The 13,949-nt window shown below is 70.2% G+C and carries 12 protein-coding genes; 7 read left to right on the top strand and 5 right to left on the bottom strand.

Annotated features, from left to right (window positions below; all coding sequences use genetic code 11):
• The first annotated feature begins 195 nt into the window (after nt 1-195).
• Both MRBLWH7_RS12455 and recQ read left to right on the top strand, forming a co-directional pair.
• Nucleotides 196-843, top strand: coding sequence for a hypothetical protein (locus MRBLWH7_RS12455; protein ID WP_341994913.1), 648 nt, complete (start codon nt 196-198; stop codon nt 841-843).
• A gap of 103 nt (nt 844-946) precedes the next feature.
• Entirely contained in the window at nt 947-2,962 is a 2,016-nt protein-coding gene (gene recQ, locus MRBLWH7_RS12450; protein WP_341994911.1) for a DNA helicase RecQ, read from the top strand.
• Nucleotides 2,963-3,026: 64 nt separating this feature from the next.
• Here the strand turns inward: recQ and MRBLWH7_RS12445 are convergent, their stop codons facing one another.
• Nucleotides 3,027-3,920, bottom strand: a complete 894-nt coding sequence (locus tag MRBLWH7_RS12445) for a universal stress protein (protein WP_341994909.1) — start codon at nt 3,918-3,920, stop codon at nt 3,027-3,029.
• Nucleotides 3,917-5,395, bottom strand: coding sequence for an amino acid permease (locus tag MRBLWH7_RS12440; RefSeq protein ID WP_341994908.1), 1,479 nt, complete (start codon nt 5,393-5,395; stop codon nt 3,917-3,919). Before MRBLWH7_RS12440 ends, MRBLWH7_RS12445 begins: the two co-directional genes overlap by 4 nt.
• A 166-nt stretch (nt 5,396-5,561) precedes the next feature.
• On the opposite strand from MRBLWH7_RS12440, the gene ddaH reads away from it, so the two are divergent.
• Together ddaH and MRBLWH7_RS12430 are read left to right on the top strand one after the other, a co-directional pair.
• Complete coding sequence (gene ddaH / locus MRBLWH7_RS12435) at nt 5,562-6,326, top strand: dimethylargininase (RefSeq protein ID WP_341994905.1); 765 nt, start codon at nt 5,562-5,564, stop codon at nt 6,324-6,326.
• A 57-nt stretch (nt 6,327-6,383) separates the two neighbouring features.
• Complete coding sequence (locus tag MRBLWH7_RS12430) at nt 6,384-8,081, top strand: formate--tetrahydrofolate ligase (RefSeq protein ID WP_341994903.1); 1,698 nt, start codon at nt 6,384-6,386, stop codon at nt 8,079-8,081.
• A gap of 7 nt (nt 8,082-8,088) precedes the next feature.
• On the opposite strand, the gene MRBLWH7_RS12425 is transcribed toward MRBLWH7_RS12430, so the two are convergent.
• Nucleotides 8,089-8,901 carry a glycoside hydrolase family 16 protein gene (locus MRBLWH7_RS12425; protein WP_341994901.1) on the bottom strand — a complete coding sequence of 271 codons (813 nt, stop codon included), beginning with the start codon at nt 8,899-8,901 and terminating at the stop codon, nt 8,089-8,091.
• Nucleotides 8,902-8,905: 4 nt separating this feature from the next.
• On the bottom strand, nt 8,906-9,262 hold the full coding sequence (locus tag MRBLWH7_RS12420) for a VOC family protein (RefSeq protein WP_341994899.1): 357 nt from the start codon (nt 9,260-9,262) through the stop codon (nt 8,906-8,908).
• 130 nt (nt 9,263-9,392) lie between these two features.
• On the opposite strand from MRBLWH7_RS12420, the gene MRBLWH7_RS12415 reads away from it, so the two are divergent.
• Nucleotides 9,393-10,382, top strand: coding sequence for an IS481 family transposase (locus tag MRBLWH7_RS12415; RefSeq protein ID WP_341994898.1), 990 nt, complete (start codon nt 9,393-9,395; stop codon nt 10,380-10,382).
• 210 nt (nt 10,383-10,592) lie between these two features.
• The gene (locus MRBLWH7_RS12410; RefSeq protein ID WP_341994896.1) at nt 10,593-12,698 is read left to right on the top strand and encodes an acyl-CoA dehydrogenase; all 2,106 of its coding nucleotides are present in this window, start codon (nt 10,593-10,595) and stop codon (nt 12,696-12,698) included.
• A gap of 18 nt (nt 12,699-12,716) precedes the next feature.
• Here MRBLWH7_RS12410 and MRBLWH7_RS12405 read toward each other — a convergent pair whose 3' ends face one another.
• Nucleotides 12,717-13,124: a glucose-6-phosphate dehydrogenase gene (locus tag MRBLWH7_RS12405; RefSeq protein WP_341994894.1), complete on the bottom strand. Its 408-nt coding sequence runs from the start codon at nt 13,122-13,124 to the stop codon at nt 12,717-12,719.
• Nucleotides 13,125-13,373: 249 nt separating this feature from the next.
• Between MRBLWH7_RS12405 and MRBLWH7_RS12400 the strand changes: the two genes are divergently transcribed.
• Nucleotides 13,374-13,946: a DNA-3-methyladenine glycosylase I gene (locus MRBLWH7_RS12400; RefSeq protein WP_341994892.1), complete on the top strand. Its 573-nt coding sequence runs from the start codon at nt 13,374-13,376 to the stop codon at nt 13,944-13,946.
• Nucleotides 13,947-13,949: the final 3 nt, after the last annotated feature.

Here is a 13,949-nt window from a genome sequence, read left to right as displayed (position 1 = left end):
GACGGTGCTGGCCGATGGGCGGCTGCTCGCCGAAGCCCTCGCCGCCGACCCGCTGCGATGGCTCGGCGAGGCGCACAGCGAGGCCTTCGGAGCAGATCCCATGCTTCTCGTGAAGCTCCTGGATGCGATGCGGGTCAGCGGTTGCCGGTGCACGCTCATCCCGATGGGCCCTGGGCGGCAGCCCACATCGGAGCCTTGCACGGCAAGACCGAGGCCTGGTACATCCTCACGCCCGGACAGGTCCACCTCGCTCTCGCACGGGATCTGGATGGGGCGGAACTCGACGGCATCGTCGAGCGGCAGGACACCGCGGCGCTCCTGGGCGCGATGCATCGGCTGGATGTCGCACCGGGCGATGTCGTGCACGTGCCGGCCGGGGTGTTGCACGCGATCGGCGAAGGCATCCTGCTCGTCGAACTCCAGGAGCCCCAGGACCTCTCGATCCTCGTCGAGTGGACGGGCTTCGCGATCGACGGTCGTGCCGAGGGGCACCTCGGCGTCGGATTCGACACCGCGCTCGGTGCAGTCGAGCGGACTGCCCGATCAGAGTCCGCGGTCCGCAGGCTCGTTCATCGTGCCGGGGAAGCGACGCCGCTACTGCCGGAAGAGGCCGACCCCTTCTTTCGACTCGAGCACGTGCGGGTGTACGGCTCAGCCGTCGTCGAGCCAGGCTTCGCCGTGATGGTCGTGCTCGCCGGCCGGGCAGAAGCGACAGCGGGCGCCGACGGATCGACGCTGAACCTGACGCGCGGGTCGACCGTCGTGCTGCCCCACGCTGCCGGAGTAGTGACCTTGCGCGGCGACGCGGAACTCGTCGTGTGTCGCCCGCCGCGGCCGCGCTGACCGTTCCCTCCCCAGCGACGCGTGAAGACGGCTCGCGGCGGGTTGTGCACCGGGGCGGGCGCGCGGGGGGAGCGCGTCGGATGCCGAGGCTACCCTGGGACAGGTGACAATCCCCCAGGGCGACCCGTACGCCGACCTCGCGTGGGAGCCCGCCTGGGCGCCGCCGGCCGATGAGTACAGTGCGCCCCCGCCCGACGAGTCGTGGGCTCCGCCGGAGGACGGCTGGATGCCGCCGCCCGACCCGCTGGCCGGCGGCTCGACGTCGATCGACCCGTTCGCAGGAGCCGGTCCTCGCCGGGACTTCACCGGCGCCGACGCGGGCACGGTGCTGCGCGAGGTGTACGGGTACGACGCGTTCCGGGGTGAGCAGGGCGCGATCGTCGATCACGTGATCGCCGGCGGGGACGCCGTCGTGCTCATGCCCACCGGTGGCGGCAAGAGCGTCTGCTACCAGGTGCCGGCGCTCGCGCGCCCGGGCTCGGGGCTCGTCGTGAGTCCTCTGATCGCGCTCATGCACGACCAGGTCGACGCGCTCGTCGCCAACGGCGTGCGCGCCGCCTACCTCAACTCGACGCAGGCGCCGCCCGAGCGCGCGGCCGTCGAGCGCGCATACCTGGCGGGCGAGCTCGACCTGCTCTACGTCGCCCCCGAGCGGCTCAACACCGAGACGACGCTCCGGTTCCTCGCGCGCGGAAAGCTCAGCGTCATCGCGATCGACGAGGCGCACTGCGTGTCGCAGTGGGGCCATGACTTCCGGCCCGACTACCTCGCGCTGGGCGCCCTCGCCGAACGGTTCCCCGGGGTCCCGCGCCTCGCGCTCACGGCGACGGCGACGCCCGCGACGCATCGCGAGATGACCGAGCGCCTGCAGCTGCCGCAGGCGCGCCACTTCGTGTCGAGCTTCGACCGCCCGAACATCCAGTACCGCATCGAGGCCAAGTCAGACCCCCGGCGTCAGCTCGTCGCCTTCATCCGTTCACAGGGGTCCGGTCCGGTATCGGGCATCGTCTATGCGCTGAGCCGCAAGTCGGTCGAGCAGACGGCCGAGTTCCTCTCCGCGCAGGGCGTCGACGCGCTGCCGTACCACGCCGGTCTTCCGGCCGAGACGCGCGCCGCGAACCAGTCCCGGTTCCTCCGCGAGGACGGCGTCGTGATGGTGGCGACGATCGCGTTCGGCATGGGCATCGACAAGCCCGATGTCCGCTTCGTCGCGCACATCGACCTGCCGAAGTCCGTCGAGGGGTACTACCAGGAGACCGGTCGAGCGGGCCGCGACGGCGAGGCATCCGTCGCGTGGATGGCCTATGGGCTCGGCGACGTCGTGCAGCAGCGCCGCATGATCGACCAGTCGCCCGGCGACCGCGCCTTCAAGACCCGCCTCGGCCAGCACCTCGACGCGATGCTCGGCCTGTGCGAGACGGTCGGATGCCGCCGCCAGAACCTGCTCGCCTACTTCGGCGAAGCCTCCGCCCCGTGCGGCAACTGCGACACCTGCCTCGAGGCGCCCGACACGTGGGACGGACTCGTGCCCGCGCAGAAGCTGCTGTCGACGATCGTGCGGCTGCAGCGCGAGCGCGGCCAGGCGTTCGGGGCGGGCCACCTCGTGGACATCCTCCGCGGCGCCTCGACCGACCGCATCCGGCAGCAGGGCCACGATCAGCTCTCGACGTACGGGCTCGGTGCGGACCTCAGCGATCAGGACTGGCGCAGCGTGATCCGGCAGCTGCTGGCCCGTGGCATCCTGGTCGCCCGCGGGGAGTACGGCACGCTCGCTCTCGGTGAGTCTGCGGCCGGCGTGCTGCGCGGCGAGACGCCGGTGCCGCTCCGCCGCGACGTGATGGGCCGTTCCGGCGGGGTCGCGCGCGTGCGCAAGACCACCGCTCCCGAGATCCTCGACCCCGCGAACGCCGGTGTGTTCGAGGCGCTGCGCTCCTGGCGTGCCGGCGTCGCGAAAGAGCTCGGGGTGCCCGCCTACATCGTGTTCGGGGACGCGACGCTGCGCGCGCTCGCCGAGCGCCGCCCCGCGAGCCTGGCCGACCTCGACGGCGTCTCGGGCATCGGCGCCAAGAAGCGCGAGGCCTACGGCGAGGCCGTGCTCGCGGTGGTCGCCGCCGCCTGACACCCGGATGCTGCGCGCCGACCTCGCGGCGCAGCATCCGTCGTCGTCCGAGCCTGTGCCGCCGCTACGCGCCCGCGCCCGGCACGACCACGACGGGCACGGATGCGTGGCGCAGGATCTTCGACGCACTCGAACCCAGGAACACCTGGGCCAGACGGTGCGTCGACGACGACCCCACGACCATGACATCGCCCTCGGTCCAGCCGACCGACGAGACCGCGGTGCCCCAGTCGCCGGCGGCGGCGATGCCGTACTCGAGCTCGTCGTCCGAGAATCCGAGTGCCGTCAGGTGCGTCGTCGCCTCCCGCAGCGCGGCGGCAGCCTGCACGGTCCACAGTTCGATGACCTGGGTCTGCGCGTGGCTGATGTCGGTGGTGACGGGGCGGCGCGACGGGTTCACGAGGAACGTGACCAGGCGCATCCTGGCCGACGCGATCCGGCTGAACTCCGCGACGCGGTTGAGCAGCGACCAGCTGGCGTCGTCGTCACGGAAGCCGACGGTCACCCTCGTGACCGCGCTGCTGGTGCGGTAGCCGCGCGGCGCGATGGCCACCGGCAGGGGCGAGGAGTGCACCAGCCGATCGGTCTTGGAAGTAAGCCGGACGCGCCCCGGCTCCGCCTCCTCGGCCGACCCCACGACGATCATCCGGGCGTCGCGGGCCATGGCCTGCTCGATGAGCGTCGCAGGCGCCGACCTGCCCGCGACCCACACCGCCTCGGCGGGGATGCCGGGGTGGTGGGCGAAGTCCGCCAGGGCCAGCTCCGCGCTCAGCCGGCCCTCGCCGGCGGCCCACTCCTCGTACTCGCGGTCGACGCCGCCGGCGAGCGGGGTGCCCCACCCTTGCGGAACGACCGACACCGCGACGACCGGCTCGGGATGCGAGCGAGCGAACTGGAACGCGAGTTCGATCGCGCTGCGATCGTCATTGCGCGGTCCGTAGCCGACGAGGTACGTCACGTCTCGTCCTCGGGATGGATCGGCTCGGCGATCTGCTCCGGAGAGGTGTAGTCGTTCAGCGTCGCGTGCCTCCGTCCGTAGAACCAGTAGTAGAGCAGCACGATCGCGATCCAGGCGCCGAAGATCACCCACGTGATGGCCGCGAGCCCCGACAGGATGTAGACGCACGCCGCGATGGTGAGGATCGGCACCACCGGGTAGAGCGGAACCCGGAACGGCCGCTCGAGGTCCGGCTTCGTGCGCCGCAGCACGATGACCGCGAGCGCGACGACACTGAAGGCGACCAGCGTGCCGATCGAGACCGTGTCCCACAGATAGTCCGACGGAACGAACCCGGCGATGACCGCGACGATCGCCGAGACGACGATCGTGTTGTAGATCGGCGTCATCGTCTTGGCGTTGACCTTGAGGAACCGGCGGGGGACGAGGCCGTCGCGGGAGATCGAGAACAGGATGCGGGTCTGGCCGTACAGCGTGACGAGCGTCACCGAGAAGATCGAGACGACCGCGCCGGCCGCCAGGATCGTGCCCCAGACCGGGTTGCCCGTGATGTTCTCCAGGATCTGGGCGAGGCCTGCCTCACCGGCCTCCTCGGTGGAGTAGAACTCGACCGGCTCGGCGGCGAGCCCCGCGATCGCGACCAGGATGTAGACCGTCGAGACGATGATGAGGGCGCCGACGATCGCCTGCGGGAGCGCCTTCTGCGGGTTGCGCACCTCCTCGCCCGCCGTCGCGACGGCGTCGAGGCCGATGAACGAGAAGAAGATGGTCGCTGCCGCCGCGCTGATGCCGGCGGCGCCGAACGCGAAGAAGTTCTCGAAGTGGTCGGCGTTGAACGCGGTGAAGCCGAGGACGATGAACAGCGCCAGCACCCCGAGCTTGATCAGCACCATGATCGTGTTCACCGTGGCCGACTCGGCGACCCCTCGGATGAGGAGCAGACAGCACAGGCCCACGAGGACGACGGCGGGAAGGTTGATGATGCCGCCGGTCGCCGCTGCGTCCGATCCGGGGATGAACGACACCGACAGGGCATCCGGCAGCCGGAATCCGAGCGTGTTCTCGAGCAGCTCGTTGAAATAGCCGCTCCAGCCGACCGCGACCGCCGAGACGGCGACGCCGTACTCCAGCAGCACGCAGCCCGCGATGATCACCGCCCAGATCTCGCCCAGTGCGTGGTACGTGTACGAGTAGGTGGAGCCGCTCACCGGGATAGCCGAGGCGAGCTCGGCGTAGCACAGCGCCGAGAGGCCGGCGCAGATCGCCGCGACGATGAACGAGATGATCACCGCGGGGCCCGCTTCGGGGATCGACTCGCTCAGAACGAAGAAGATGCCGGTGCCGACGGTCGCGCCGACGCCGAACATCATCAGCTGGAAGGTGCCGATGTTCCGGGCGAGCTCTTCGCCCTTGTGGTGCTTCTGCTGGATGACGATGGGCTTGCGTCGAAAGAGCTGCTCGCCGAGTGCGGCCATGTCGGACTCCCCACGAGGTGGCCCGGGCCACGGCGCCGGGGTCTTCCCAGTCTGGTGGGTGAGGCGCATCGGGCACAGCCCGCCCGCCCGAACGGCGTCTGGGATCACAGACGTCAGAAGAGGAACGGATGCTGCCGCCCGGCGCCGCGGCGGTAGCCTTGCGCCCATGCCGCGCCTTCTCGTCCGCCGCCCATCCCCCCGTCTCGCGGAGGGCGAGCTCACGCACATCGAGCGCGTGCCGGTCGACGCCGCGCTCGCGCAGCGTCAGTGGGAGTCGTACGTCGACGTGTTCCGGCAGCGGGGCTGGGAGGTCGTCCAGGTCGACCCGGCAGACGAGCACGCCGACGGGGTGTTCATCGAGGACGCGGTCGTCATGTTCGGCGACCTGGCGGTGCTCACGAGCCCGGGAGCCGAGTCCCGTCGAGGCGAGATCGCCTCGACGCGGTCGGCGCTGGAGGATGCCGGCATCCCGTATCGCGCGATCGAGCCGCCGGGCACGCTCGACGGCGGCGACGTGCTCAAGGTCGGGCGCACGGTGTACGTCGGGCGGACGCTGCGCACGAACGACGAAGGGATCACCCAGCTGCGCGATCTGCTCTCGCCGCGCGGCTGGAGCGTCGTCGCCGTGCCGGTGTCGAAGGTGCTGCACCTGAAGAGCGGAGTGACCGCGCTCCCCGACGGCACGGTCGTCGGGTTCGAGCCGCTCGTCGACGACCCGGCCGCCTACCCGGACTTCCTGGCGGTGCCCGAGGAGCACGGCACCGCCGTCGTCGTGCTGGACGACGCCACCGTGCTCATGTCGGCCGACGCTCCCGAGACCGCCGAGCTCTACCGGTCGCGCGGGCTCGAGGTCGTCACCACGCCGATCACGGAGTTCGAGAAGCTCGAGGGCTGCGTGACGTGCCTCTCGGTGCGCATCCGCGACGAGTGAGCGCCCGCCGCATAGGCTGACGGAGGCGGGCGACGAGGCCCGCAACGGGGAGCGAGCGTGGCCACGAGCAACATCGAGATCGCACAGCAGGCCGAGCTCTGGCCGATCACCCGGATCGCCGAGGGGCTCGGCATCCCGGACGAGGAGCTCGAGCCGTACGGCCGCTTCAAGGCGAAGGTGTCGCTGCGGCACCTGCGGACGCTCCAGGAGAGGCCGCGCGGACGGCTCGTGCTGATGACCGCCGTCTCGCCGACGCCCGCGGGGGAGGGCAAGACGACGACCACCGTCGGCCTCGGCGACGCGCTCACCCGCATCGGCGAGCGGGCCATGATCTGCCTGCGCGAGCCCGCGCTCGGGCCGGTGTTCGGCATGAAGGGCGGCGCCGCCGGCGGCGGGTACGCGCAGGTCGTGCCCATGGAGGACATCAACCTCCATTTCACGGGCGACTTCTCGGCGATCGCGATCGCGACGAACCTGCTCGCGGCGCTCATCGACAACCACGTGCACCACGGCAACGCCCTCGGCATCGACGTGCGACGCGTGACCTGGCGGCGAGTGCTCGACGTGAACGACCGCGCGCTGCGCGACGCCGTGATCGGCCTCGGCGGTCCGTCCAACGGCTATCCCCGCGAGGACGGCTTCGACATCGTCGTGGCGAGCGAGGTGATGGCGATCTTCTGTCTCGCGACCGACCTCGCCGACCTCAAGGATCGCCTCGGCGAGATCGTCGTCGCGTACGCCCGCGACCGCAGCCCGATCCGCGCCCGGGACCTGCAGGCGCACGGCGCGATGGCGGCGATCCTGCGCGACGCGCTCGCCCCGAACCTCGTGCAGACCCTCGAGCACACGCCGGCGTTCGTGCACGGCGGCCCGTTCGCGAACATCGCGCACGGCTGCAACTCCTACCTCGCGACCGATTCCGCGCTGCGCATGGCCGACTACGTCGTGACCGAGGCGGGCTTCGGCGCCGACCTGGGCGCAGAGAAGTTCGTCGACATCCTGTGCCGCACCACCGGCCTCCGGCCCGACGTCGCGGTGGTGGTCGCGACGGTGCGCGCCATGAAGTACCACGGCGGTGTCGAGGTCGCCGACCTTCCGCACGAGAACGTTGCCGCCCTCGAGCACGGCACCGCAAACCTCCTGCGCCATCTGGAGACCCTGCGCGAGACCTGGCGGATCCCGACGGTCGTCGCGATCAACCATCGCGCGGAGGACACGGATGCGGAGACCGCGGCGCTCGTTGCGGCGGCCGAGTCCGTCGGGGTCACGGCCGTGGTCGCGAAGCACTTCGCCCAGGGGGGCGCCGGGGCGGAGGACCTGGCGCGCGAGGTCGTGAGGCTCTGCGACGAGCGCGCCGCCGAACCCGAGGGGGCAGCATCCGCTCTCCGCTTCACCTACCCGGATGACGCGTCGCTGTGGCGCAAGATGAGCGCGATCGCGACGCGCATCTACGGGGCGTCGGAGATCACCGCCTCGACCACCGTCCGCGCGCAGATCAAGCGCCTGCAGGACGAGGGCTATGGGTCCTACCCGGTGTGCGTCGCGAAGACGCAGTACTCGTTCTCCACGGATCCGAAGCTGCGCGGTGCGCCGACGGGGCACGTCGTCGACATCCGCGAGGTGCGGCTGGCGGCCGGGGCACGATTCGTCGTGATGATCTGCGGCGACATCATGACGATGCCCGGGCTGCCGGTGACTCCCGCCGCGAACAGCATCGACGTCGACGACGAGGGGCGCATCGTCGGGCTCTTCTGAGCCGGGGTCAGAGCGGCGGGAAGGTGCGCACCCGCTCGACGCGCAGCGTATGGGGGAGCGCTGCGATGTCGCGCATGCCGTCGGCACGCGGCAGCTCGTAGAGGTCGAGCATGAGCTGGACGGGGTAGTCGATCGTCTGGCGCACGGTCTTCACCCAGCGGTGGCCGATGAAGAACCGCACCGCGTCGGGTGTCCACTCGACGGCGTAGTCGTGCATCTCAGTGAGGTCGCCCTCGACGCGGACCTTCTCGAAGTCGTCGCGGAGCCGCGGGTCGTGCTGGCGCTTGACGCCGACTCCGACCCAGCCGCCCGCGTCATCCAAGTCGCTTCCGAAGATCTCGGCGATGCAGATCTCGCCGGAGTTCTCCGGCTGGTCCTCGAAGCCGATCGGCCAGAATGCGACCATCGCGTCGGGGTGGCGCACCGCCGCCATCCGCACCTCGATCACGCCGAATCGCGGGAGGTGGAGCCGGCGCTGCGGCTGCTCTTCGCGCACCGCCAGGCCGTCGCGGAAGCGGTGCTGTCCGATTCGGCTGCCGCGCTCACCGGAGAACTGGCCGGTCTGCAGGTGCGAGACGCGGACGTCACCGTCGAACTCGGGGGACCACGGGGCGGTGTAGGCGTCGATGAACAGCTCGAGCGCATCGGGTGCGATCGAGTAGCGCGCCGCGGTGCGCGCGCGAGACGACCAGTGCGGGAGGTAGTGCGGCCACCACAGTTTCTCATCGAGCACCCCCTCGCCGAACCGCTCGTCCAGATCGGGCTCGCGGCCGTCGAGGTCGAGCGGCGACATGTCGAGAGTCGCGTCGTCGTCGGTCATCTCGTCAGCGGTCGGTGACGAGGATGGTGTTCCCGTCGGGGTCGGTGGCGGTGAAGAAGAGGCAGCGGTCGGGGTCGCCGAGCTCGTCGCTCGGGTGTGCGCCGAGCCGTGCGAGGCGCTCGTGCACGGAGGCGAGGTCGTCGACGCGGAAGTTGCACGTGGCCCACGGCAGGCCGGGCGCGACACTGATGCCGCTCTTCGGGCCCATCAGCGTCACCTGTCCGTGCGAGCCCGCGAGCACGCTGGAGGAGTCGTTCTCCTCCATGACGCCGAGGCCGAAGGCGTCCGCGTACCAGTGCGCGCTCGCGCGCGGATCGTGCACGGGGATGAACGCGGTCGTGATCGCCGTGGGCGGGGCCATGACCTGAGCCTAGGTGTGATGTCCAGGGACGTTGTTTCGGGACACGCCCGGAGTAGCTGAGTAGCGAAGGCCTCCCGGTTGTGAAGTGGAGCTGTCTAGTTCAACCGCTTCACGAACGCAGGAGGCCCTCGTGTCCCACGCTAACGCTGCTCTGACTCCCCGTGCCCGACTGCGCCTCGCGCGCCTTATCGTCGACGAGGGGTGGCCACTGCAGGTGGCAGCGAAGATGTTCATGGTCTCGACCGTGACAGCCCGGAAGTGGGCGGCCAGATTCCGATCCGAGGGGCCGGCGGGGATGTCGGATCGGTCGAGCCGCCCCCGCTCGATGCCTGCGAAGACGCCGTCGCCGGTTGTGAAGAAGATCGTGAAGGCCCGCTGGCGGCGTCGGCTGGGCCCGGTCCAGATCGCCGGTGAGCTCGGTCTGGCTCCGTCGACCGTTCACGCGGTTCTGGTGCGTTGCGGCCTCAACCGCCTCTCCGCGATCGACCGGGTCACCGGGGAGCCGATCCGCCGTTATGAGCACGACCATCCCGGCGCACTGATCCACGTCGATGTCACCAAGTTCGGTCGCATCCCCGACGGCGGCGGGCACCGGTTCGTCGGACGGCAGCAGGGCGCCCGGAACAAGCTCGAGACGCCAGGACTGCCGCGCGGCAAGGACCACAAGCCGAGGACCGGCACCGGGTTCTTCCACACCGTCGTCGACGACAACTCGCGGGTGGCTTATGTCGAAGAGCACGACGACGAGCGAGCCGAGACTGCCGTCGGCGTCCTCACCCGCGCGATCGCGTTCTTCGCCGATCACGGCGTGACCGTCGAGCGCGTCCTTTCCGACAACGGCTCCTGCTACCGGTCCCTTGCCTGGCGAGACGCCTGCGCCGACCTCGGCATCAGACACAAGCGCACCCGCCCGTACCGCCCGCAGACCAACGGCAAGATCGAGCGCTTCCACCGCACGCTGGCCGACGGATGGGCCTACGCGAAGTTCTACCCGTCAGAGACCGAACGCCGCGACGCCCTGCCCGGCTGGATCCACTTCTACAATCACCACAGGCGACACTCCGCAATCGGAGCCCCACCCATCAGCAGGATCAACAACCTGCCTGGACATCACACCTAGGGCTCGCCGTGGACGTTCGCGCGGGTGCAGTGGCAACGGTCTTCGCCCGGGCTCCAGCGGCGGCTCGCCTGTGCGTCTCGCACAACGCATCCGTCACCAGTGTCGGATGAGCATTGTGGAGATCCACCAGAGGCTTTGAGTCGGGGTTGTGGGAGTCCTACGGTCGAGGGGAACGTGACCCTTCCCCCGTCGCACCGAGAGGTGATGCACATGGCTGACGCCGCCGTCCGCACCAAGAAGCCCGCCGTCCACAAGAACACGCCCGCCGGGGGAGCCCCGACCGCTCCGCAGACCGCAGCCGAGGCATCCGAGCCCCGCATCGATGTCGCCGGGGTCGCGGATCTGCTCCTCGGGACGTGGGCAGAGACACGCCGCGAGGCCCGCGAGATGATCAAGGACCCCGCGTTCTGGCGGATCGACGGGCTGTCGATGGACGAGCACCGTGAGCGCGTGCTGACACAGCTGCACCTGCTCGTCGAGCACGGCGGCTCGCGCCGCGCGATGCCGGAGAAGTTCGGCGGACTCAACGACAACGGCGCGAACCTCGCCGGCTTCCAGGAGCTCGTGCTCGCTGACCCCAGCCTGCAGATCAAGTCCGGCGTGCAGTGGGGCCTCTTCGGCTCGGCCGTGTTCCAGCTCGGCACCGAGAAGCACCACGACAAGTGGATGCCGGGCATCACCGACCTTTCGATCCCCGGCGCTTTCGCCATGACCGAGACCGGACACGGATCGGATGTCGCGGCCATCGGCACGACCGCGACCTACGACCCCGAGACCGAGGAGTTCGTGATCCACACGCCGTTCCGCGGCGCGTACAAGGACTACCTCGGCAATGCAGCGCTGCACGGCAAGGCCGCCACGGTGTTCGCGCAGCTCATCACCGGCGGCGTCAACTACGGCGTGCACTGCTTCTTCGTGCCGATCCGCGACGACGAGGGTGCGATGCTCCCGGGCATCGTCAGCGAGGACGACGGCGTCAAGGGCGGCCTTAACGGCATCGACAACGGCCGGCTCGCGTTCGACCAGGTCCGGGTCCCGCGCTTCAACCTGCTCGACCGCTACGGCCAGGTCGCCGCGGACGGCTCATACACCAGCGATATCCCCACGCCCGGTCGCCGCTTCTTCACCATGCTCGGGGCGCTCGTGCAGGGTCGGGTGTCACTCGACGGGGCCGCCACCACCGGCACCGCGCTCGCCCTCCACATCGCGCTCACTTACGCGAACCAGCGCCGCCAGTTCGATTCCGGCGCCGGCACCGAAGAGGTGGTGCTGCTCGACTACGGCAAGCACCAGCGCCGCCTCCTGCCGCTTCTGGCGCAGAACTACGCGCAGTTCTTCAGCCACGACGAGCTGCTCAAGAAGTTCGACGCCGTCTTCTCGGGTCGTACCGACACCCCCGAGGAGCGCGAGGACCTCGAGACCCTCGCCGCGGCGCTCAAGCCGCTGAGCACATGGAACGCGCTGGGCACGATCCAGGAGGCCCGAGAGGCCTGCGGCGGCTCCGGCTTCCTCGCCGAGAACCGCATGGTCGGCCTCCACCAGGACCTCGACGTGTACGTCACCTTCGAGGGCGACAACAACGTCCTGCTCCAGCTGGTCGGCAAGCGCCTCCTGTCGGACTACGCCAAGCAGTTCAAAGGCAAGGATCCCGCGGCCCTCGCCCGCTTCGCCGTCGGCCAGACGGCGGGCAAGGTGTTCCACGGCGCGGGGCTCCGTCAGCTCGGACAGACGGTGACCGACTTCGGGTCGACCGCGCGCTCGATCGAGCTCGGCCTGCGCACCGACCAGCAGCACGAACTGCTCGCAGGCCGGGTGCAGCAGATGGTGGCGGATGTCGCCGCCGCGCTGCGTCCGGCGCCCAAGCTGTCGCCCGCCGAGGCGGCTGCCCTGTTCAACAGCCACCAGGCGGAGCTCATCGAAGCAGCCCGCGCCCACGGCGAGCTCCTTCAGTGGGAGGCGTTCACCGACGGCGTGAACCGCGTGTCCGACGAGGGCACCAAGCAGGTGCTGACGTGGCTGCGCGACCTGTTCGGGCTGCACCTCATCGAGAAGCACCTTGCGTGGTACATCATCAACGGCCGGCTCTCCACGCAGCGCGCAGCATCCGTCTCCCGCTACATCGACCGGCTCGCGGCGCGGCTGCGTCCGCACGCACAGGATCTCGTCGATGCCTACGGCTTCGCGCCCGAGCACGTGCGCGCGCCGATCGCGTCGGGTGCCGAGCGCGAGCGCCAGGACGAGGCGCGCGAGTACTACCGGGCGCTCGCCGCGTCGGGGGAGGCGCCGGTGTCGGAGAAGTCGCTCAAGAAGAAGTGACGCGCCGGCCGGCGGGTGTCAGGACGCGGTCCAGCCGCACATCCCGCACTCGCCGGTCGCCGACACCTCGACGAAGCAGTTCGGGCACATCGCGCGCACGCGCTCGGGGATGACGGCCTTGGCGACGCGACGCTCGGCGGCCGGACGAGGCGAGGACGACTTCGACCGTGCGTTCGGCGCGGCCGCCGCCGGCTGAGGGACGATCGCCGCCGCGGGCACGTGATACGCGCAGTAGAAGCGCACGTAGCCGTCGTGGTTCTTGGGGTGCCGGTGCTTGTACGCCCACAGCTCGGTGCGGGGCAGCAGTTCGGAGTCGGGGCCGCACGAGAAGCAGCGCGTCGGCTCGCCCGGGACCACGTCTGCCAGGAGCACGGGGTTCTCGAAGGGGACCGAGTCCCGCCAATCCGCCGACGCGACGATCTTCATGGTCCTGCCTCCCAGCTGCGGGCGCGAGCAACCCGACATTCCAAGGTAAGCGACGCCGGCGGCATCCGGGAATCGAGCGGGTGTCGGGCGGCTGAACGCCCCTGTGGGCGGGGGCGAAGGTCGAGCGTGAGAAACCGCAGACCCGCTGTGAAATCGCGGCACGCATGGTTTCTCGTCGCGGAAGTGGTTTCTCGAGTGGGAAACGGATGCTGCGGGGTCGAAGTCGCAGGCGCGGCCTAGGCTGGCGCGGTGAGCACCGACGTCCGCCTCGGCGCCGATGGCCGCGCGCGCTGCGCGTGGGTCGGCGATGACCTCGAGTACGCCCGCTACCACGACGAGGAGTGGGGTGTGCCGCTGCACGGCGACCGCGCGCTCTTCGAGAAGATGAGCCTCGAAGGCTTCCAGGCCGGGCTGTCGTGGATCACGATCCTCCGCAAGCGCCCGCGGTTCCGCGAGGTCTTCGCAGGGTTCGATCCCGAGGCGGTCGCGGCGTTCGGCGAAGACGACGTCGCACGGCTCATGACGGATGCCGGCATCATCCGCAATCGCGCCAAGATCGAGGCGACGATCTCCAATGCGCGGCTGGTGCTCGAGCTCGAGCCCGGCGAGCTGGACGCCTTCATGTGGTCGTTCGCGCCGGCATCCCACCGCCGGCCTTCGACGTTCGCCGAGGTGCCCGCGATCACCGCCGAGGCGGAGGCCATGAGCAAGGCGCTCCGCAAGCGCGGCTTCCGCTTCGTCGGCCCCACCACGATGTACGCACTCATGCAGTCGGCCGGCATGGTCGACGACCACGTCGACGGCTGCTGGCGCGTCGGCTGAGGG

Source organism: Microbacterium sp. LWH7-1.2 (genome assembly GCF_038397755.1).
Taxonomy (GTDB): Bacteria; Actinomycetota; Actinomycetes; order Actinomycetales; family Microbacteriaceae; genus Microbacterium.
The sequence above is the reverse complement of the archived record's forward strand: the minus strand, read 5'-3'. Positions and strand labels throughout refer to the sequence as shown.